The 20902-nt window shown below is 71.5% G+C and carries 19 protein-coding genes, 1 tRNA gene, 1 other RNA gene and 1 pseudogene; 11 read left to right on the plus strand and 11 right to left on the minus strand.

All coding sequences use genetic code 11. From position 1 onward, the window contains the following. Nucleotides 1–140: 140 nt before the first annotated feature. Entirely contained in the window at nt 141–1112 is a 972-nt protein-coding gene (locus ACWGLC_RS11820; protein ID WP_452100090.1) for an exonuclease domain-containing protein, read from the minus strand. Nucleotides 1113–1229: 117 nt separating this feature from the next. Between ACWGLC_RS11820 and ACWGLC_RS11825 the strand changes: the two genes are divergently transcribed. Beyond that, on the plus strand, nt 1230–2300 hold the full coding sequence (locus ACWGLC_RS11825; RefSeq protein WP_452100091.1) for a serine hydrolase: 1071 nt from the start codon (nt 1230–1232) through the stop codon (nt 2298–2300). Between the two features lie 5 nt (nt 2301–2305). Here the strand turns inward: ACWGLC_RS11825 and ACWGLC_RS11830 are convergent, their stop codons facing one another. Beyond that, entirely contained in the window at nt 2306–2986 is a 681-nt protein-coding gene (locus ACWGLC_RS11830; RefSeq protein ID WP_452100092.1) for a potassium channel family protein, read from the minus strand. Nucleotides 2987–3013: 27 nt separating this feature from the next. After that, nucleotides 3014–4423, minus strand: coding sequence for a TrkH family potassium uptake protein (locus tag ACWGLC_RS11835; protein WP_452100093.1), 1410 nt, complete (start codon nt 4421–4423; stop codon nt 3014–3016). 115 nt (nt 4424–4538) lie between these two features. Here ACWGLC_RS11835 and ACWGLC_RS11840 point away from each other — a divergent pair, with 115 nt between their 5' ends. The 3 genes from ACWGLC_RS11840 (at nt 4539) to ACWGLC_RS11850 (ending at nt 7801) form a co-directional block, all read left to right on the plus strand. Further along, complete coding sequence (locus ACWGLC_RS11840) at nt 4539–5888, plus strand: MurT ligase domain-containing protein (protein ID WP_452100094.1); 1350 nt, start codon at nt 4539–4541, stop codon at nt 5886–5888. Continuing rightward, complete coding sequence (locus ACWGLC_RS11845) at nt 5885–6769, plus strand: type 1 glutamine amidotransferase (RefSeq protein WP_452100095.1); 885 nt, start codon at nt 5885–5887, stop codon at nt 6767–6769. The genes ACWGLC_RS11840 and ACWGLC_RS11845 overlap by 4 nt, the downstream gene beginning before the upstream one ends. 102 nt (nt 6770–6871) lie before the next feature. Continuing rightward, a complete protein-coding gene (locus tag ACWGLC_RS11850) occupies nt 6872–7801 on the plus strand; it encodes an amidohydrolase family protein (RefSeq protein ID WP_452100096.1) in 930 nt (309 codons plus the stop codon). A gap of 177 nt (nt 7802–7978) precedes the next feature. On the opposite strand, the pseudogene recR reads toward ACWGLC_RS11850, so the two are convergent. The 5 genes and pseudogenes from recR to ffs form a co-directional block, all read right to left on the minus strand. Beyond that, nucleotides 7979–8584, minus strand: a pseudogene (gene recR / locus ACWGLC_RS11855) (recombination mediator RecR); the annotation flags it as partial. Nucleotides 8585–8665: 81 nt separating this feature from the next. After that, nucleotides 8666–9001, minus strand: a complete 336-nt coding sequence (locus ACWGLC_RS11860) for a YbaB/EbfC family nucleoid-associated protein (RefSeq protein WP_344992187.1) — start codon at nt 8999–9001, stop codon at nt 8666–8668. 125 nt (nt 9002–9126) lie between these two features. Beyond that, on the minus strand, nt 9127–11769 hold the full coding sequence (locus ACWGLC_RS11865; protein WP_452100097.1) for a DNA polymerase III subunit gamma and tau: 2643 nt from the start codon (nt 11767–11769) through the stop codon (nt 9127–9129). Between the two features lie 527 nt (nt 11770–12296). Beyond that, complete coding sequence (locus ACWGLC_RS11870) at nt 12297–13565, minus strand: aminotransferase class I/II-fold pyridoxal phosphate-dependent enzyme (RefSeq protein ID WP_452100121.1); 1269 nt, start codon at nt 13563–13565, stop codon at nt 12297–12299. Nucleotides 13566–13616: 51 nt separating this feature from the next. Beyond that, nucleotides 13617–13711: signal recognition particle sRNA small type (gene ffs, locus ACWGLC_RS11875), an RNA gene on the minus strand. 141 nt (nt 13712–13852) lie between these two features. Between ffs and ACWGLC_RS11880 the strand changes: the two genes are divergently transcribed. After that, nucleotides 13853–13940 (plus strand) — tRNA-Ser (locus ACWGLC_RS11880). Nucleotides 13941–13982: 42 nt separating this feature from the next. On the opposite strand, the gene ACWGLC_RS11885 is transcribed toward ACWGLC_RS11880, so the two are convergent. The 3 genes from ACWGLC_RS11885 to ACWGLC_RS11895 are packed head-to-tail and all read right to left on the minus strand — an operon-like array spanning nt 13983 to nt 16233. Beyond that, on the minus strand, nt 13983–15260 hold the full coding sequence (locus tag ACWGLC_RS11885) for a PEP/pyruvate-binding domain-containing protein (RefSeq protein ID WP_452100098.1): 1278 nt from the start codon (nt 15258–15260) through the stop codon (nt 13983–13985). Beyond that, on the minus strand, nt 15257–15850 hold the full coding sequence (locus tag ACWGLC_RS11890; protein WP_452100099.1) for a hypothetical protein: 594 nt from the start codon (nt 15848–15850) through the stop codon (nt 15257–15259). The genes ACWGLC_RS11885 and ACWGLC_RS11890 overlap by 4 nt, the downstream gene beginning before the upstream one ends. Beyond that, nucleotides 15847–16233 carry a hypothetical protein gene (locus ACWGLC_RS11895; protein ID WP_452100100.1) on the minus strand — a complete coding sequence of 129 codons (387 nt, stop codon included), beginning with the start codon at nt 16231–16233 and terminating at the stop codon, nt 15847–15849. The genes ACWGLC_RS11890 and ACWGLC_RS11895 overlap by 4 nt, the downstream gene beginning before the upstream one ends. 145 nt (nt 16234–16378) lie before the next feature. Here ACWGLC_RS11895 and ACWGLC_RS11900 point away from each other — a divergent pair, with 145 nt between their 5' ends. The 6 genes from ACWGLC_RS11900 to nuoE all read left to right on the plus strand — a co-directional run bounded on the left by ACWGLC_RS11900 (nt 16379) and on the right by nuoE (nt 20902). Further along, nucleotides 16379–16795, plus strand: coding sequence for a hypothetical protein (locus ACWGLC_RS11900; RefSeq protein WP_452100101.1), 417 nt, complete (start codon nt 16379–16381; stop codon nt 16793–16795). Between the two features lie 198 nt (nt 16796–16993). After that, on the plus strand, nt 16994–17353 hold the full coding sequence (locus ACWGLC_RS11905; RefSeq protein ID WP_230931109.1) for an NADH-quinone oxidoreductase subunit A: 360 nt from the start codon (nt 16994–16996) through the stop codon (nt 17351–17353). Between the two features lie 57 nt (nt 17354–17410). Beyond that, the gene (locus ACWGLC_RS11910; RefSeq protein WP_230931110.1) at nt 17411–17965 is read left to right on the plus strand and encodes a NuoB/complex I 20 kDa subunit family protein; all 555 of its coding nucleotides are present in this window, start codon (nt 17411–17413) and stop codon (nt 17963–17965) included. 155 nt (nt 17966–18120) lie between these two features. Next, nucleotides 18121–18759, plus strand: a complete 639-nt coding sequence (locus ACWGLC_RS11915) for an NADH-quinone oxidoreductase subunit C (protein ID WP_452100122.1) — start codon at nt 18121–18123, stop codon at nt 18757–18759. Beyond that, on the plus strand, nt 18756–20105 hold the full coding sequence (gene nuoD, locus ACWGLC_RS11920; RefSeq protein ID WP_452100102.1) for an NADH dehydrogenase (quinone) subunit D: 1350 nt from the start codon (nt 18756–18758) through the stop codon (nt 20103–20105). Before ACWGLC_RS11915 ends, nuoD begins: the two co-directional genes overlap by 4 nt. After that, nucleotides 20102–20902, plus strand: a complete 801-nt coding sequence (nuoE, locus tag ACWGLC_RS11925; RefSeq protein WP_452100103.1) for an NADH-quinone oxidoreductase subunit NuoE — start codon at nt 20102–20104, stop codon at nt 20900–20902. Before nuoD ends, nuoE begins: the two co-directional genes overlap by 4 nt.

Here is a 20902-nt window from a genome sequence, read left to right on the forward strand (position 1 = left end):
AGCGATGGCGATTGCCCCCATCATGACAGCCCCGGGCCGTTCCCCCGTCCTCCCGGATCCACGATGCGGAAATGCAGGCCGCACGCGCAGGCTCGGGCGCCGAGCCGGACGCCGAGCCTGGCGTCGACCCGTGCGTCCTGTCAGAAGAGCGACTCCTGCGCGTCGTCGACGGGCCGCGCCGAACCGACGGGCTGCCCGGGCGCGACGTCCGCGAGCATCTCCACCAGCCGGGCCGAGCCCACCAGCTCGAGCCCCTTCTTGCGCGCGAACGCCGCGCGGCCCCGCACCGCGTTCGGGGCGTCGCACACCGCGAGTGAGGTGCGGGACGTGATCCGGTCGGCCAGGTAGAGACCGGAGTCGACGACGAGACCGACGATCTCTTCGGGATCGCGATCCACGTCCTGGGTGAACACCACCTCCATGCCCTGGACCAGCCTGCCACCGCGCTTCAGCCGCCCGGCCGGACGCCAGAGACGGGGTGCGGCCACCGCCTCCGCCCAGACGGTGGACACCAGGAAGCCGGTCTCGGGGTGCGCGACCATCGCCTCGAGTTGACGCACGGACGGGGCCGCGCCCTTCTGGTCGGCCACCGTACGCAGGCCGGAGAACACGCCGGCCAGCACCAGCGCGTCGTCGTGCGCGTCGTGCGCGGACCGCTGCTCGACCCCGAAGTGCTCGGCGAGCGTCGCGAGTTTGAGGTCCCGGGTCGACAGGTGCAGGCGCCCGGCGAAGTCGAGCGTGCAGACGTACTGCGTCAGCGGCGGCTCCAGGCCCACCCGCCGGGCCTCGGCGGCCAGGAACGACGCGTCAAACGTGGCGTTGTGGGCCACGACCGTGCGGCCCTCCAGCACCCGGGTCAGCTCCGGCGCGATGTCCTCGAAGCGCGGTTTGCCGGCGAGCAGCGCCGGGGTGAGGCCGTGCACATGGACGGGCCCCGGATCGACTCCTGGGTTGAGCAGGCTCGTGAACTCTTCGACCACCTCGCCGTCGTCATCCACCACCACCGCCGCCACCGACAACACCCGGTCGACCGCGGGGGTCATCCCCGAGGTCTCGACGTCAACCACCACCCAGCCAGCCATGCGCTCCATCGTGGCACGCGCCACCGACATCCCCGCTTTCCCTGCGCCCGCTGTCCGGATCACTCCATGTCGGACGCGTTGGCTAGTCTCGACGCCGATCGATCAGCGCCGGCGGCCTCACGTCCGGCCCGGGCTCAGGAGGACGCCGTGTCGCGGTACCGGTCGAACACCCCTGCGGCCCTCCTGCGCGATGCCCCGGCACGGGCGCGCCGCCGCACCCGCAGCTGGATCGTCGGGGTGGTCGGCGCGTATCTGCTGGTGTGCCTGGCCGCCCTGCTGGGGGTCGCCGCGACCGCTCCCGGCGCCTCCTCGGGCTCGTCGCAGGCCGCACATCCGCGGGGGTCGGGCGTCGTTCCGGCCGCCGAGCGCGCCGCGCCGGACGGCAGGGTCGAGGACACCTCCCACGCCGTGCGGTGGCTGCCCGTCGGGTGGGCCGACGTGCGCCCGCTGCTGACCGGAACCGTCGCGCAGGCAAGCGACGAGGGCTTCGAACTGGCGGCGTGTGTGCTGGCCATCGACTCTGCCGACGAGCGGGTGGTGTGCGCCGGCAACGACGAGCCGCGCTACGCCGCCTCCGTCATCAAGGTGGCCTACGCGGTGGGCGCGCTCGAGGCGTGGGGCGGCGATCCCGAGGCCGAGACGCCATACGGCCGGCTGGGGGACCTGCTCGAGGACGCCATCACGGTCTCGGACAACGAGGCCGCCAACGTGTTGTACGAGCTGGCGGCCGAGGGACCCACGGCGCCCGACGTCGGCACCCCGATCGAGGCGATCAACGCCATCGCCGACCGCGTGGGGTTGGCCGACGAGTTCCACACCGGCGGCGCGTTCACCTACGAGTGGACCGGCGACTGGAGTCGGGTGAGCGCGCTCGGCAGCGTCGGCTACCTCAACGAGCTGGTCCGGGCCGCCGACGGTCGCGCCGAGACCGGCGAGTCCCTGACCACCCCGGCGGTGGCCCGGCAGGTGCTGGCGCTGATGCTCCAGCAGGAGCGGAACTGGAAGCTGCCGGACCGCCTGCCGTCGGGCTCGGTGGCCAACAAGACCGGCGAGACGGACACGGAGTCGCACGACGTCGCCGTCATCAACACCGCGAGTGGCCGGTACGCGGTCGCGGTGATCAGCACCTCGGACGGCATGTACTCCACCCCCGACCATCTGATGTCGCAGCTCGCCTACGACGTGGCGGACGCACTCGGCGGTGCGGCGAGGTTCTGAGCCGACTACCGGGGCGTCGAGAAATCCCGGACCCGGTCTGGCGGCCCGCACACCACCATCACGTCGCCCGGTGTGAGCACCGTGCCCTCGGCGGGCGCGGCGTATCCCCCGGCGTCTCGCTTGAGCGCCACCAGCCGCACCCCCTCGCGATCCTCCAGCGCGACCGTGTCGATCGGCGTCCCGAGCAGTCGGTCCGGTGGATGGGTCTTTGCCAGGGCCAGCTCGTCGTCGACCTGGGAGTAGTCCAACAGCGAGGCGGTGACCATGTTCCCCACCCGTCGGCCCATCTCCGCTTCGGGGAACACCACGTGCGTGGCCCCCACCCGGTCGAGGATCCGGCCGTGCGTGGCGGTGACCGCCTTGGCCCAGATGTCGGGGATGCCGAGCTCTGCGAGCAGAGTGGTGGTGAGGATGGACGCCTCGATGTCCGAGCCGATCGCCACGACGGCGTGCGTGTAGTCGGCTACGCCAGCCTGCCGTAGCGCCTCGTCATCGGTGGAGTCGGCCACCACGGCGTGGGTGAGCACGTCGGCCACGGCCTGCACCTGCTTCGGGTCGACGTCCATGGCCAGGACCTCGATGCCGCGCTCGGTAAGAGTGCGCGCCAGGGCCGTGCCGAACCGACCGAGACCCACCACCGCGACGCGACCGTGGTCGCCGCCGTGTCTGGGAAGTCCGAACATCATGTGCTCCTTCGTGCGGGACGGCCCGGGTCAACCGACCACGACCCGGTCCTCGGGGTAGTCGTAGTGGCGGTGGACGGTGCGCAGGGCCAGGCTCGTGGCCAGCGTGATGGGGCCGAGTCGGCCGATGTACATCAGCAGGATCACCAGCGCCTGCGCCTCCCCTGGGAGCGACGGGGTGATGCCGGTCGTCAGGCCGACCGTGCCGAATGCGGAGATCACCTCGAAGAGAATCTGGTCCAGCGAGTACTCGGTGATGATCGACAAGGCGAGAGTGGCGGCAAAGACCAGTCCGACGGACAGCAACGCCACGGTGACGGCCTGCCGCTGCACGTCGGGGGCGACGGACCGGCGCATGACGTGCACCTTCGCCTCCCCGCGTACCTCCGACCAGATCAGCACGGCGAGCAGCGCGAACGTGGTGACCTTGATGCCGCCCGCCGTACCGGCACTGCCGCCGCCGATGAACATGAGGACATCCGAGACCAACCAGCTCTGGGTGCGCATCTGGGCGATGTCGAGGGTGTTGAAACCGGCCGTGCGCACGGTGATCCCGTGGAAGCCCGCACCTGTGAGCTTGTCGATCACCGGCCACCCACCGATCGTCCGCTGATTGGTCCACTCCAACAGCACGAACGCCACGATTCCGACCACCATCAGCACGCCGTACGTGGCCAGGGTGAGCCGGGTGTGGACGGAGATCATGCGCCGCGCACCAGCGGTCTCGTACCGGCCGGCGAGCTGCCGACGGAGTTCGAGCAGCACCGGGAAGCCGAGGCCTCCCACGACGATCGCCGCGGCGATGGGCCAGATCACGAGCGGGTCCGTGGCGTAGGACATCAGATTGTCCGAGCGCAGGCCGAAGCCGGCATTGTTGAAGGCGGAGACCGCGTGGAACACGCCGAACCAGGCGGCCCGGCCCGGGTGCATGTCGTAGCTGAGGTGGAACCGCACGGCGAGCACGAGCGCAATGACCGCCTCCACCGCGAGCGCAGTGCGCAGGATGCCGAGGATCACGCGCCGCAGGTCGCCCAGTCCCTCGCCGCGGCGTTCGCTGAGGACCGTCAACCCCATCCGCAGGCCCAGGCGGTCGGACACGAGCATGCCCAGCAGCGTGGCCAGGGTCATCACGCCGAGTCCACCGACCTGGATGAGAAGGAGGATCACCACGTCGCCGACGATCGACCAGTGCACCGCCGTGTCGACCACCGTCAGGCCGGTCACGCAGACCGCGGAGGTGGCGGTGAAGAGCGCGGGAAGAGGCGCGGTCCAGGTGCCGTCCGCCGAGGAGACGGGCAGCATCAGCAGAAGTGTGCCCAGTACTGCGGCGGCGAGGAATCCCGCCACCACGAGGCGCGCCGGGCGTCGCGCGTCCAGCGCGGTGCCGGCTGGTCGGGGCGACGCGGTCATTCGCCGGGGGCCCGGCGTGTGTGGTGACACGAACGACGACTGTAGTCCTCCCACGACCGGTCGTAGAGTGATGCTGATCACTGCCGGTGGCGGGCACGGTGGAATGGTCATCCGTCTGTCGGCCGCGCCTGCCTAGACTCGTCGCATGAGTTCCCGCGCGCACCCCCGCCCGGCCTTGTCCGACGCGCCCCCCACGGCGCTGACCGCGCGCGGCCGGGCGGCCGTCGCGGCGAGCCGGCTGGCGACGTGGGCGTCGCGGGTGTCGGGCCGCGGGTCGGGCGGGATGATCGGCGGCCTGGTCGCGCTCAAGCTCGATCCGGGCCTCATGGCGCAGCTCGCCGCAGGGCGGCGGTCGGCGCTGGTCACGGGGACCAACGGCAAGTCGACGACGACGAGAATGCTCACCGCCGCGCTCGCCACCACCGGCCCGGTGGCGTCCAACGCCAATGGCGACAACATGGACGCCGGGATCGTGTCGGCACTGAGCGCCGACCGCACTGCCCGACTGGCGGCGATCGAGGTCGACGAGTTGCACACGCCGGCGGTCGCGGAGAACACGCGTCCCGAGGCGATCGTGCTGCTCAACCTGAGCCGCGACCAGCTGGACCGGGTCGGGGAGATCAACTCGATCGAGCGGCGGCTGCGGGCCGGGGTCGCGGCGCAGCCGCAGGCCACGCTGGTCGCGAACTGCGACGACGTGATGATCACCTCGATCGCCTACGACAATCCGTCGGTGGTGTGGGTGGCCGCTGGCGCTCCGTGGTCGGGCGACTCGGTGAGCTGCCCGCGGACCGGCGAGCCGATCACCCGCACCGTCGATGGGACTGGCGCGGTGCGCTGGCGGTCGACGGCGCCGCTGCCGGACGGGCGCGAGTTCGCGCGGCCGGAGCCGGACTGGTGGGTCGACGACGAGGCCATCCACGGGCCGGACGGGTTCTCGGCGCCGATGCGTCTGGCGATCCCGGGGCGGGCCAATCGCGGCAACGCGGCCCAGGCCGTGGCCGCGGCGGTGGCGATGGGTGCGGACCCGGCCGCCGCCGTGCGGGCGGTGGAGGGCGTCGACGACGTCGCGGGCCGCTACTCGACCGTGGACGTGGACGGGCGCGCCGCGCACCTGCTGTTGGCCAAGAATCCGGCCGGCTGGCAGGAGGCGCTCGGCATGATCGACACCTCCGCCGACGGTCTGGTGATCGCGGTGAACGGTCAGACCGGCGACGGCGTGGACTTGTCCTGGCTGTGGGACGTGCGCTTCGAGAGTTTCGAGGGCGTGTCCGTGTACGCCTCGGGTGAGCGCGCCGCCGATCTCTCGGTTCGGCTGACGTACGCCGGGATCGACCACGTGCTCGAACCGGATCCTCTGGCCGCGATCCGGCGGTGCCCGGCCGGCCGGGTCGAGGTGCTGGCCAACTACACGGCGTTCCGTGACCTGGGCCGGGCGATCGCCGCGGCGGGATTCGGCCCCGCCGCCTCTGACGCGAAGGAGCAGCAGCGATGACCGACGACCAGAGCATTCCCCGCCCGGCCGAAGCCCGCGGAGCTGACGCCGGCGCGGCCCCCTCGCCATCCACCGTCTCCCCGCTCGACACCGTCTCCCCCGCCTCGCAGCGGCCCACCGAGTCGACGGTACGGATCGGGCTGGTGTTGCCGGATGTCATGGGAACCTACGGCGACGACGGCAACTCCCTCGTCCTGCGCCAGCGTCTGCGGTGGCGGGGCTACGACGCCGAAATCGTGCGGATCACCCTCGACGACGAAGTCCCCGACTCCTGCGATCTCTACACGGTCGGCGGCGGAGAGGACTCTGCACAGAAGTTGGCCTCCCGGCACCTGACCGGGTCGCCCGGCCTGCAGCGTGCGGTCGAGCGTGGCGCTCCGGTGCTTGCGATCTGCGCCGGGATGCAGGTGTTCGGCGAGTGGTTCGTCGTCTCGGACGGCTCCCGCGCGCCCGGCCTCGGCTTGCTCGACATCACCACGTCGCCGCAGGCGAGCCGGTCGATCGGCGAACTGGCGGTCGAGCCGCAGCTCGACGGGCTGTCGCAGCCGTTGACGGGTTTCGAGAACCACATGGGCGCCACCGTCCTCGGCCCTTCAGCCAAGCCGCTCGGCCGCGTCATTTCCGGCGTCGGCAACGGCATCCCGGCCGACTCTTCCGACGTTGACGGTGCCGCCTCCGGCCGTGGCGCCGGCCAGCGGGTCGAGGGCGTGGTGCAGGGATCGATCATCGCGACCTACATGCACGGCCCCGCGCTCGCCCGGAACCCCGAGCTGGCGGATCTACTTCTGTGCCGGGCGCTGGGCGTGGACTCGCTGCCGTCCGTCGACATCGCCGCCGTGGAACAGTTGCGTCGCGAGCGCATGGCGGCCGCCCGGCGGTGATCTGCCGGCCCGCCCCGGCTCGAATCGACGACGGGGGTGAGCGGACGCTCCGGGTGACCGATCCCGGGTGCCGCTGAGCCGCGCTGACCTACCCTCTGGAACATGTGTGATCACCACGGCCCAGCATCCCTTACCGGCACCGTGACCCCTCCCGATCCCGCGGTCGAGGCAGCGCAGGTGCGCGCGCTGTGGGAGCCGCTGGGCCTGCCGGGCATCATCGACGTCCACACGCACTTCATGCCGAAGAACGTGATGGACAAGGTGTGGGATTACTTCAGTGCCGCCGGGCCGAAGATCGGCCGCCCGTGGCCGATCACCTACCGGGAGGCCGAGGACGCGCGTGTCGAGCGTTTGCGCTCCTACGGGGTGCTGGCGTTCTCGTCGATGCTCTACCCGCACAAGCCGGAGATGGGCGCGTGGCTCAATTCGTGGTCGGCGGAGTTCGCGTCCCGCCACCCCGACTGCCTGCACACGTCGACGTTCTTTCCCGAGCCGAGTGCCGGGGACTACGTCCGCGACGCGATCGACGCCGGCACGAGGGTGTTCAAGTCCCACATCCAGGTGGGCGAGTACGACCCTCGCGATCCGCTGCTCGACCCGGTGTGGGGGCAGCTGACCGAGGCGCAGGTGCCGACGGTCATCCACTGTGGCGGCGGCCCGGTGCCGGGGACGTTCACGGGGCCGGAGCCGATCGCCGCGGTGCTCGAGAGGTTCCCGACGCTGCCGCTGATCATCGCCCACATGGGGATGGGCGAGTACTCGGAGTTCCTGGATCTGACCGAGAAGTACCCGAACGTCTACCTGGACACGACCATGGCGTTCACCGACTTCGTCGAGGAGACCCTGCCGTTCCCTCCGGCGGAACGCGGACGGCTCGCGGACCTGGGTGACAAAATCCTGCTGGGGACGGACTTCCCGAATATCCCGTACCCGTACGCCGAGCAACTCGAGGCCCTGATCGGGCTCGGGCTGGGCGAGGACTGGCTACGGGCGGTGTGGCACGGAAACGCCGCCCGGCTGTTCGACCTCTGACGGGGCCCGGCCCGGGTAGCTGATGTCCGGGCCGGTCCCCGAATCCTCCTCGGATGCCTCCGCGGGAGCTGCCGACGACTCAGCCGACGACGCGACCGGCGACCGGGGCGGGGTGTCCATCTGTTCGGGCTGGAGGACACCGCCCGCGCGGGCGACGGCCTGGCCGGGGGTTCCGGAGAGGATGCGCCGCCCGGACAGCGCGCTGCCCAGGGTGAGCTCGTCGGCGAACTCGAGGTCCGCCCCCATCGGTAGGCCGGAGGCCAGGCGGGACACCACGAGATCGGGGAACGGACGCAGCAGCCGGGCGAGGTACGTGCTGGTCGCCTCGCCCGTGGTGTTGGGGTCTGTCGCGATGATGATCTCGGCGATCTCGGCACCCTCGAACTCCTGGCCGACGCGGCGCATCAGTCCGGCGATCCGCAACTCGTTGGGTCCGATTCCGTTGATGGGATCGAGTGCGCCGCCGAGGACGTGGTACAGCCCGTGGAACTCGCGCGTCCGCTCGATGGCCTCGATGTCCTTGGGCTCTTCGACGACGCACACGAGGCTGGGGTCGCGGCGGGGGTCGGAGCAGATGCGGCAGCGTTCGGCGGCGGCGACGGTGCCGCAGATCTCGCAGTAGGTGACGCCCTCGACGACGGCCTGGAGTGCCGAACGGAGGCGCTCGACCGACTCCGGCTCGGCCTGCAGCAGGTGGAACGCCAGGCGTTGTGCCGACTTCGGACCGATGCCCGGCAGCTTGCCGAACTCGTCGATCAGATTCTGAACCGGTCCTTCGTACATCGCGCTTCCCGTGATCTTGCTGTCCCGGCGGCGAGAACACCGTCGGGTTGCGGGGCCCGGAACATTCCGGGCCCCGCGGGCTCACATTCCGAGGCCGCCCATCATGTCACCGAGGCCGCCGCCGGAGGCCAGCGGGCCGAGGCGGGTCTCGGCGAGCTGCTGGACCTTGACGTGAGCGTCGCCGAACGCGCCGACGAGAAGGTCCTGCAAGGTGTCGACATCCTCCGGGTCAACGACCTTCGGGTCGATCGCCACGCCGGTGACCTCACCCGTGCCGCGCATGGAGACGGTGACGAGACCGCCGCCGGCCTGGCCGTCGACCGTGCTCGCGGCGATCTCCTGCTGCGCCTCGGCGAGCTGGGCCTGCATCTGCTGGGCCTGCTGGAGGAGTGCGTTCATGTCGGGTCCGGGCTGCATCTTGGGGTCCTTTCGGCGGTGTACTGGGCTCTGCCTGTTCCTGCCCGGGGTCGGCCCCGGTCGGTCGGCACCCAGCGTAACCGTCCGATCGGACACAGTGCCGTGCCCGCGCCGCCGCGGGTGGGTCAGCGGTCGATCGGGCGGGCCCCGAGGTGCTCCTTGAGCAGTGCCAGCGCGATGTCCTCACCGGTCCGGTGGTCGAGATTCTGCGGGCCGCTGCTGCGGGCCTCGTCGACCATCTCGTCCTCGGAGATCGGCGCCGCTGGCGGCGCGTCCGGTTCGCCGGGTTCCGGTTCGGGCTCCTCGGGCGGCGGCGGGATGTCGTCGTACCCGCTCTGCCCGCCACCGGATCGGCCCTCGGTACGTCCCTGGAGTCGACGCTCCCAGCCCCGGGGTTCGGTCTGCGGGGGCGCTCCGGAAGCCCCGCCGGCCGGGCCTGCCGCGCCTCCCCTGGCCGCCGGCTGATCGGTGGCGGGGGCTGCGCCACCTGCGGGAACACTGCCGGAGGTGCACTCGATGGTCCACTCGCCACCCACGACCTCGGTGATCGAGTCGGTGATGGCGGTGGCGTTGTGCGGCTGCGCCAGTCGCTTGGCCAACGGTGCGTAGTCGTGGACCAGGTGGATCATCCGGCCGTTGACCGCGGCCACGGTCGCGCCGGCGAGCATGACCTCGACGGTCCTGGTCCGCTTACGCACGGCATCACGGATGGCGGGCCAGGCACGGCGGATGTCCTCGGCCTCAAGACCCGCGCCTGTGCGCGCGTCGGCAGCAGCGGGAGCAGCGGAAGCCGACTCTGCCGGGGCCGGTTCTGTAGCAGGTGCCGCGGGCGGGGCGGGCTGCGGAGCGGCGCCCGCCTGAGGTGACTGCTCGGGCGTCTCAGGCTGCTGTGGCCGGGCCTGCTGCTCTGCCGGGAACTGCCCCGCAGCGGGCTGCTCGCGCCACGGATCGTCCGTCGGAGCAGACGGCGGTGCGGCCCCCTGCTCGGCCTGCGAAGCATCGGACTGCTCCTCAGCCGGCGCTGCCGCCGGGGATGCGTCGTGCGGAGTCTGGTGGTCGGCCTGCTGCTGCGCCACGGATTCGCCGGGAACCACCGGCGCCGCGGGGTTCGGAGCGGCAGCCGGCTCGGCCGCGGGCTCGGGACCCCGGGGCTCGGCGGACGGCTGTGGGGGCTCTGCCTGAGCGGCTGGAGCCTGCGACTCAGGAGCCCGGGGCGCCTGCGCCTGGCCCGGCGCCTGCTCTGCGGCAGGCTCGGGCTCGGGGCTCTGCGTAGCCGGAGCAGGCTCGGGACTCTGCGTGGTCGGAGCGGGCTCGGTCGCCTGCGCGACCGGAGCGGCAGGCGGCACAGGAGCTGGCGGAGTGGGAGTGGGCACCGCCGTCGGCGGGGTCACCGCAGCCGCGCCGGCCGCGGCATCGGCGGCCTGCTGCTGCGACCGGCGGACGAACTTCGGCCGGCCTCCGGCGGGAGCCGCAGCCCCCGCGGACTGCGCTACGGGCGGGTGACCGGCGGGCGCCGTGGCCGCGTTGTCGTCGTCAGGCCTCCCGCTCCCACCCGGGGCGGAACCTCCGCCACCACCGACACCCGCGGCGGCGGCCGGGGCACCTCCCCCTACGGCGGGCCGCCCAGCCTCGAGCGACTCGACTCGCTGGAGCAGCGCGGCCACGGAATCATCCGCCGACGGCAGCAAGAGCTTGGCGCAGAGGATCTCGAGCAACAGCCGCGGCGAGGTCGCCCCACGCATCGACGCCATCCCCTCGTGCACCATGTCGGCACAGCGGGCGAGCGTGGCGGGCCCGATGTTCTCGGCCTGGCGGCGCATCGTGTCCGCCTGCTCGACAGGCGCGTCGACGAGCCCGCGCTCGATGGCCTGCGGCACCGACTGCACCATGATCAGATCGCGCAGCCGCTGCAGAAGGTCGGCCGCGAACCGGCGCGGATCGTGTCCGGCCTCGACCACCTTGTCGACGGTCCGGAACAGCGTGGCCCCGTCCCCGGCCGCCAGCGCGTCCACGGAATCGTCGATGAGCGCGACCTCGGTGGCGCCCAGCAGCGCGACGGCCCGGGGGTAGGTGATTCCCTCGTCCCCGGCGCCGGCCATCAGCTGGTCCAGCACGCTGAGGGTGTCTCGCGGCGACCCTCCACCGGCCCGGATGACCAGCGGGAACACCGTCGGGTCGACGTTCACGCCCTCCTGCTCGCTGATCCGCTCGACCAGCCCGCGCATCGACGACGGCGTGAGCAGCCGGAACGGGTAGTGGTGCGTGCGCGAGCGGATGGTCGGCAGGACCTTCTCCGGCTCGGTGGTGGCGAAGATGAAGATGAGGTGCTCCGGCGGCTCCTCCACGATCTTGAGCAACGCGTTGAAACCCGCGTTGGTGACCATGTGGGCCTCATCGATGATGAGCACCCGGTACCGCGAGGACGCCGGCGCGAAGAACGCGCGTTCCCGCAGGTCGCGCGTGTCGTCCACGCCGCCGTGGCTGGCCGCGTCGAGCTCCGTGACATCCAGGGTGCCGTTGCCGCCGGGCGCGAGCGCGATGCACGAATCGCACTCACCGCACGGGTCGGGTGTGGGCCCCTGGACGCAGTTGAGCGAGCGGGCGAGGATCCGCGCGGACGAGGTCTTGCCGCAGCCGCGCGGCCCGGAGAACAGGTAGGCGTGGTTGATACGACCGGAGGACAACGCCACCGAGAGCGGATCGGTGACGTGCTCCTGCCCCACGACCTCGGCGAACGAGGCGGGACGATACTTCCGATAGAGAGCCACGCCTAGAGGGTACCGAGGGGGTCTGACAACCACGATGGGGACGGCGACCGGGCCATGCGGCCGACGTGGCATGCGGGGAAATGACCGGAGGGGCCGCGCATGCGCAGCCCCTCCCGACGTCCCTCGCGCGGCGATAGGCCCCCTCAGACCCCGCGGCGCGGTTCCCGAACCGGATCATTGGCGCCGGCCCCTCGCAGCCCCTCAGCTGCACTCCGGCACCCGACCCGTGCGGCTCGGACGAGTTTGATACAACCAGACCGCCCCGAGGGGTTCAAGGCCTTCACCCTATTGACGACCGATCAACAATCGGGCCCCGCGGAGTTATCGCACGTCAAGACCGCAGACACCCGTCAGTCCCGGCACGGTTGATTTTTATAACGTGTCCCAGATCACCGGGCCGGAGATGCGCAGGTCACCCCGAGGGAGCCGACCTCTCACGCGAACTGACGCACCGACAACAGTTGGCCCCCGAACCGGTAACGATGCCGGACCGGTTGTTGCACGCGCCGGAGGACGTGGTTGTCGGGTCAGCCAGCAGCGCGGCAGGCGGCGAGCAGCACGCACAACCCCACGACATCCATCGCGGTCTCCACCTCCACCAGCGGCGGCAGGGTCGGCGCCAGGCGGATGTGGCGATCATCCGGATCGTTGCCGTACGGGTAGGCCGACCCGGCGGGCGTCAGGGCCACGCCGAGCTCCTTGGCCAGGCGCACGGTCTCGGTCGCGGCGCCGTCGACCACCTCGAGGTCGATGAAGTAGCCACCCTCGGGCATCACCCAGCTCGCGACGCCGTACTCACCGAGCCGCCGGGTCAGCGCGGCATCGGCGGCCTCGAACTTCGGCGCGACGCTCTCGCGGTGCCTGAGCATGTGCGCGCGAACCCCGTCGGCGTCGCCGAAGAACCGGGCGTGCGCCAACTGGTTGACCTTGTTCGGGCCGATGGACCGGATCCCGGTGTGGCCGAGGTACCAGTCGAGGTTCGCCCTGGACGAGGAGAGGAACGACACCCCCGCCCCGGCGAAGGTGATCTTGGAGGTCGAGCAGACCTGCAGGAAGCGATTCGGGTACCCGGCCTCGGCGGCGATCGTGTCGACGTCCGGCACCTTGGGGAAGTCGTTGGTGAGCGTGTGGACGACGTAGGCGTTGTCCCAGATCACCCGGAAGTCGGGGGCGGCGGTGACCATACGGGCCAGGCGGGAGACCGTGTGGTCGTCATAGACCGCACCCGTGGGATTGGAGAAGATCGGCACGCACCACATGCCCTTGATCGACGGATCCTCCGCGACGAGCCGCTCGACCTCGTCCATGTCCGGACCGGTCGGGCCCAGCGGCACCGGCACCATCTCGATGCCCAGCGCCTCGGTGATCCCGAAGTGGCGGTCGTAACCCGGAACGGGGCACAGCCAGCGCAGCTGCGGCTCGTCCTTCCAGGGCCGGAGAGAGTCGGGCGTGCCGAACAGCATGGCGAACGTCAGCAGGTCGTACATGATCGACAGGCTCGCGTTGTCCTGCGCGATCACCCGGTCCACATCCACGCCCAGCAGCTCGGCGAAGATCGACCGCAACTCGGGCAGACCCGCACCGCCGCCGTAGTTGCGCACATCGGTCCCACCGGCCATGTGGTCGCCCTCGCCGGGCAGGGAGAGCAGGCGCTCGGACAGATCGAGCTGCTCGGGCGAGGGCTTACCGCGCGTCAGATCCAGACTCAGCCCTGTGGCCGCCAGCGCGTCAAACTCCGAGAACAGTTGCGACTCGAGCTGAGCGAGATCGGCGGTGGAGAGATCGGACAGCGCCACGGTGGCCTCCGTCGGGTTCGGCAACTGGGGTGATGGTGGTGCCCTCTAGATATAAGGGGACCCCGCGCACCCGCCAGAGCCCGCTGACCCTTGCTGCCTTCCGGCCCTGGGGGAGTTCACAGGATGGACGCCGCGCGGGGTCCGTGGACGAGTCTAGCGGTGCGACCCCCGAGCCCGCACATGACCCATCCCGCGACGCGCCCCGTCCGCCATCCACGCGCCGCCCGCGCCACGCCCGCCGTGCCGTGGTTTGCCTCCGATTAACCGGGCTGGGTAAAGTGCTCCACGGAGGATTCGCCTAGTGGCCTATGGCGCTCGCCTGGAACGCGGGTTGGGGTTTATAGCCCCTCAGGGGTTCAAATCCCCTATCCTCCGCCGCAGACGCGGCCCGGAGCTCTCGAGCCCGGGCCGCGTCTCTCATTTCCGGCCCACCAGCGTGATCGCCCCTGTACCGCCATCGACGTGGACCACTGCGTCCGCCGCGAGTCGGGCCGTCGCCGCCTCCACCCCGAGCACCGCCGGGATCCCCACCTCCCGCGCCACGATCGCCGCGTGCGAGAGCACCCCGCCCGTCTCCGTGATGACCGCCGCCGCGACGGTGAACAGCGGGGTCCACGCCGGATCGGTCTCACGGCAGACGAGCACGTCCCCCGGCCTCACCTGACGAAAGTCCGCCGGCCCCCGCACGTGACGGACACGTCCGGTGGCCGTCCCCGCCGCGCCGGCGACCCCGCGCAGCACATCCCGCTCCGGGGCCTGCGGCGCCGGGGCCGGCAACTCCGCGGTCACCGGCCGCGCCTGGAGGACCCGGTTCCGGTCGCCTTCGAGCGCCCACTCCACGTCCCTCGGACCACCGAGCACCTGCGAGATCCGGACGCCGAGCCCGTGCAGCGTCCGCACGTCGTCGTCGCGGAGACACGGCCGGGCCCGGTCCGCCGCGGGCACCGGGGAGGTGACGATCCACCCGCCGACCCGATCACCGCGTTCGGCCTTCGCCCCGATCCGACGAGCGCGCACGCCGGCCCCGTCGACGGTCCAGGAGTCCGGGGTCACCCGCCCGGAGACGAGCCCGTCGCCGATCCCCCACGTCGCCTCGATCACCGTGACCGCGCCCGAGCCGCCGGTCACCCCGGGCCACGTGAACATCACTCCGGACACCTGCGGGTCGACCCACTCCTGTACCAGCACGGCCATCTCCCCCGCGTCCGCGCCGGCGCCCTCATCGCTGCGGCCGCCGCGGCCACCGCGGGCCCCGCGCGCACGGTAGGCGACGGCCCGCTCGTTCCATGTCGACGCCCAGCACGCCCGGATCGCGTCGCGCACCCCGACGCGACCCCGCACGGCGAGCGCGCTGTGGTGCTGCCCCGCCGCCGAACTCCGGTCGGTGTCCTCCGATGACGACGACGAGCGCACCGCCACGCACCCCGAAGCCGATCGCCCGGTGAGACGGTCAAGCGCGCGGGCGATGGCGCCGTCGACCGAGGGAGGTAGTGCGGTGGCGAGGAGCTTCTCGCGGACCTCCTGCGTCGGCCCGGCGATGCCGAGACCGGCGACCGCGTCCCGGAAGACGGACACGGGGACCACGAATCCGGGCGGGACGTCGAACCCGGCACGCAGCAGTTCCGCCAGCGGCGCCGCCTTACCCCCGACCTCCGGGCCGCAGGCGGCATCGAGGTCGACCACGGCAGAGCTCACCGGCGCTCCCGCCCCAGCCCGGACACGAAATCCTGGTGGAGTTCGGCCCAGACCGTGTGGCACGACAGGGTGCCGACGCCGGCGATCGCGTCGTCGATGCCGTCCCGGGCCCGCGCGGCGGCGGCCCCGAACTGCCGGGGATAGCGCCCGTACCGCGGCACCGCGGGTACGAGCCGGACAATCAGCTCGTCGAGTTCCAGGTAGAGCTCGTCGAGTTCTGCGACCGTGCGGCCCCGCGCCGCGACCCGGCCGGCGGGCGTCGCCAGCTGCCATTCGGTGACCGTGCGCACCATCCGGGGATTGACCCGCTCGAATTCCGCCGCGCCCTCCTCGACGAGCTGACGCACTCCGGGCACCGACATCTCGTCGGCGTGCAGCGCCGCGTCGCGCCCACGGCCCTGCTCGGTGAGGACCCAACCGCCGGATCCGGCGAACTCCACGAACTCGACCAGGCCCTGACGCTCCAGTCCGCGAAGGGCCTCCTCGGCGGTCGGCCCGGGGAGCATCGCCCGCTCGCCGACCTGGGCCGAGGAACTGAATCCTCCGAGCCTGACGGCGTGCAAAACCGGGAAGTCGGCTGCGCCCGTCACCCGCCCACCTCGTTCGCCCGATCGCTCACCCGACGGAACCGCTGCTGCGCGGCCTGTGGTGTGCGGACCCGCAGCTGGCGCGCGATGTCCGGCCAGGTCAGCCCTTCTGCGCGTGCGATGAGGATCAGCGCGGACTCGAGGGCGTCCAGATCCTCACGTGCGGTCTCGATCAGGGCGAGCGCGGCGCGGATGTCGTCATGTGAGGCCTGGCCCACCGCGGAATTGGCGTGGCGGACTGCGAAGCGCAGCAGCGTCACGTCGTCGGGCGCCGCCCGGTGCGGCTGCCACGGTTGTCGCGGCAGCGCGTCAGCCCCCGCGTCGAGCAGCTGCTGCCGCGCCACCTCCACCGTCGTGGCCTCGTCCGTCTCGCCCCTGGAATCCATACACCCACGTTGGGGCATCAACGCCTCATTGTCAACAAGTCGTTGAGATGGTGGTACGGGCCCGGGTGCGAGCCCGGCCGAGTTGCACGCCCTCCCGACCCGCAACCCGGCTCCGGCGCGCGCCCACCTCGGTAGCATTACGACCGTGACGGAGACCACGGCCCCGGACGTCGCGCTTCGCGTGCTCGTCTACAGCAACGACGCCAGTACCCGCGGCCGCGTCATCTCCGCCCTGGGCACGCGCCCGCACCCGGATCTGCCGCGACTGGACCACGTCGAGGTGGCCACCTCCCCGGCCGCGATCGCCCACCTGGACGCCGGCGGGGTCGATCTGGCGATCCTCGACGGCGAGGCCGCCCCCACCGGCGGCCTGGGCCTGGCCAAGCAGCTGCGCGACGAGCTCGACAACTGCCCGCCGATCCTCGTCCTGATCGGCCGTGCCGACGACCGCTGGCTCGCGGACTGGTCCCGCGCGGACGCCTCCGTCGCCCACCCGATCGACCCACTGACGCTGCGCGACACGGTCAACGGCCTCCTCACCGGGTCCCGACCGCACCCCTGACACGCGGTCTGCCCGAAGTGCCGACACCCGTCGAAGCTATGTGAGTAGAGTCACAGTCAGTGACCGGTGAGAACCGGATCACCGGGGAGACGGGGCCCTGGAGAACCCACCACGACAGGCCGCCCGGACCCCCTGCGGTTGCAGGAGAGGTGTGCCCACAGGCACGCCCTCGACCAGGCGCGAGGGAGTGACACCGACGTGAACGAGTATGTGCCCATTCTGGTCCTCGGGGGCCTGGCCGTCGCGTTCGCCGTGTTCTCGTCGTTCGTCTCGTCACTGGCGGGGCCGAGCCGCTTCAACCGGGCCAAGGTCGAGGCCTACGAGTGCGGCATCCAGCCCACCCCGCAGCCGGCGGGCGGCGGCCGTTTCCCGGTGAAGTACTACCTCACCGCGATGCTCTTCATCATCTTCGGCATCGAGATCCTCTTCCTGTACCCGTGGGCCGTCTACTTCGACGAACTGGGCCTGTTCGGCCTGGCCGCGATGGCCCTGTTCGTCGTCAACGTCTCCGTCGCCTACGCCTACGAGTGGCGCCGCGGCGGGCTGAGCTGGGACTAGCCGGCAGCGTCCGCGACACGCGCGGAAGCACGCGAGATACAGGAGAGGAGCACGGCCATGGGACTCGAGGAGAAGGTGCCGGCCGGGTTCCTGCTGACCACGGTCGAGCAGCTCGCCGGATACTTCCGCAAGGGGTCGCTGTGGCCGGCCACGTTCGGGCTGGCGTGCTGCGCGATCGAGATGATGGCCACCAGTGGCGGCCGCTACGACCTGGCGCGTTTCGGCACGGAGGTGTTCCGCGCCTCGCCGCGCCAGGCGGACCTGATGATCGTCGCGGGCCGGGTGAGTCAGAAGATGGCCCCGGTGCTGCGCCAGGTATACGACCAGATGGCCGAGCCCAAGTGGGTGCTGGCGATGGGCGTGTGCGCGTCGTCCGGCGGGATGTTCAACAACTACGCGATCGTCCAGGGCGTCGACCACATCGTGCCCGTCGACATCTACCTGCCCGGCTGCCCACCGCGCCCGGAGATGCTCATGCACGCCATCCTCACGCTGCACACCAAGATCGAGTCGATGCCGCTGGGCGTCAACCGGGTGGAGGCGGTGAAGGCCGCCGAGCAGGCCGCCCTGGACGAGCGCCCGTTGATCCCGGTCGAGGGGATGTTCCGATGACGGACAACCCGGACCGCGGCGACCCACCGGAGCTCCGTGACGCGCCCGACCGACGTGGTGTACCCGGCCGCCGCGACGCCCCCTCTACAACCGGTGAGTTCGCGGTGCCCGATGCGCACCGCGCCGGGCCGGAACTGGTCGGCGAGCGCCGCGGCATGTTCGGCGTCCGCGGGTCGGGGGACACGTCGGGGTTCGGCGGCCTGGTCCGCCCGACGGCACTGCCGGGCGGGTCGGAACCGCCGTATGAGAACGACGACGACAACGCTGTCATCGAGGGCCTCACGGCAGCCCTGCGGCAGCAGGGTGGGCCGGGCTTCGACGAGGCCGTCGAGCGGGTCGTGGTCCACGCCGGCCAGCTGACCCTGCACGTGGTGCGGGAGCACCTGGCGACGGTGGCGCGGACGCTGCGGGATGATCCGGAGCTGCGGTTCGAGATGTCGCTGGGCGCCAGCGGGGTGCACTACCCGGACGCCACCGGCCGCGAGCTGCACGTGGTGTATCCGCTGCAGTCCATCACCCACAACCGCCGCGTGATGCTGGAGACCAGCGCCCCGGATTCGGACCCGCACGTCCCGTCGCTGACCCGCGTGTATCCCACGACGGACTGGCACGAGCGGGAGACCTACGACTTCTTCGGCGTGATCTTCGACGGTCATCCGTCGCTGACCCGGATCGAGATGCCGGACGACTGGGAGGGCCACCCGCAGCGCAAGGACTACCCGCTGGGCGGTATCCCGGTGCAGTACAAGGGCGCGACCGTACCGCCGCCGGACGAGCGGAGGGCGTACTCATGAGCACCGACCGCACCCGCGCGCACCGCACCCGCCGCTCCGCCGGCCCGGGCAGCGATGCCTCGGACACGATCCTCACCGCCTCCGGGCAGGACTGGGACGCGATCAGCGCGGCCGCGCGCAATGCCGACGACGACCGCATCGTGGTCAACATGGGCCCGCAGCACCCGTCGACCCACGGGGTGCTGCGGCTGATCCTCGAGATCGAGGGCGAGACGGTCACGCAGGCCCGCTGTGGGATCGGCTACCTGCACACGGGGATCGAGAAGAACCTTGAGTTCCGCTACTGGACCCAGGGCGTCACCTTCGTCACCCGCATGGACTACCTGTCGCCGTTCTTCAACGAGGTGGCCTACTGCCTCGGGGTGGAGAAGCTGCTCGGGATCACCGACCGGGTCCCCGAGCGGGCGTCGGTGATCCGGGTGATGCTCATGGAGCTCAACCGCATCGCCTCCCACCTGGTCGCGGTGGCCACGGCCGGCATGGAACTGGGCGCCACCACCCCGATGCTGTTCGGGTTCCGCGATCGCGAGCTGATCCTCGACGTGTTCGAGGTGATCAGCGGGCTGCGGATGAACCACGCCTACGTCCGGCCGGGCGGGGTGGTGCAGGACCTGCCCGACGAGGCCGTGCCCATGGTCCGCGACCTGCTCGAGGTGCTGCCGGGGCGGATCCGCGAGATGGAAATGCTGCTGCGGGAGAACCCCATCTGGAAGATGCGGTTGTCCGGCATCGGCTACCTGGACCTGACCGGCTGCATGGCCCTCGGCGTGACGGGCCCGGTCCTGCGCGCGACCGGCCTGCCGCACGACGTGCGCCGCTCCGACCCCTACTGCGGCTACGAGAACTACGAGTTCGACGTGGTCACAGGGTCTGCCAGCGACTGCTACGACCGATTCGTCATCCGCATCGACGAGATGAAGGAGTCGTTGAAGATCGTCGAGCAGTGCCTGGACCGGCTCGCCCCCGGCCCGGTGATGGTCGACGACCCCAAGATCGCCTGGCCCGCCCGGCTCAAGGTCGGCCCCGACGGCCTCGGCAACTCCCAGGAGCACATCCGCCACATCATGGACAACTCCATGGAGGCGCTGATCCACCACTTCAAGCTGGTCACGGAGGGATTCCCCGTGCCGCTCGGCCAGGTGTACGTGCCGGTCGAGTCGCCGCGCGGCGAGCTGGGCGTGCACATGGTCTCCGACGGCGGCACCCGCCCGTACCGGGTGCACTACCGCGACCCGTCGTTCACCAACCTGCAGGCCGTCGCCGCCATGTGCGAGGGCGGGATGATCGCCGACGTGATCGCCTCCGTGGCCAGCATCGACCCCGTGATGGGAGGGGTGGACCGATGAGCACTCCGCAGCAGTCCCGCGGCGAGCCGGTGTTCCTCCAGTTCGGCCGCCTGCCCGACGAACCCGGCGAGGTCGTCCGGCCGGACGCCCGCCGCGCGTACCCCGCCGACGTGCGGGGCCGCCTCCGGGCCGACGCCGATCAGATCGTCTCCCGGTATCCGCAGGCCCGCTCGGCGCTGCTGCCGCTGCTGCATCTGGTCCAGGCGGAGGACGGGTACCTGACCCCGGCCGGGATCGAGTTCTGCGCCGTCGTCGTCGACCTCTCCCCCGCCGAGGTCATGGCGGTGGCCACCTTCTACTCCATGTACCGACGCACGCCCACGGGCGACTACCTCGTCGGGGTGTGCACCAACACCCTCTGCGCGGTGATGGGCGGCGACGAGATCTACGCCGACCTCGCCGACCACCTGGGCCTCGACGGGCCCGGCACCACCGACGACGGGCGCGTCACCCTCGAACGGATCGAGTGCAACGCTGCCTGCGACTTCGCGCCGGTGGTGATGGTGAACTGGGAGTTCTTCGACGACCAGACGCCCGGCGAGGCGCGGCGCGTCGTCGACGACCTGCGCGCCGGCAGGACCGTGACGCCCACGCGCGGCGCCCCGCTGTGCACGTTCCGGGAGACCTCCCGCATCCTCGCCGGCTTCCCAGACCCCCGCCCCGGCGCGAACGACGGCGCGCCCGGCGAGGCCACCCTGGCCGGACTGCGCACCGCGCGCGAGCACGATATGCGCGCGCCCGATCCCGGCGGGCCCACACGCGACGACACCGCCCCCACCCCGGTCGAGGAGGCCTGA

The sequence above is a fragment of the Dietzia sp. NPDC055877 genome (assembly GCF_053615975.1).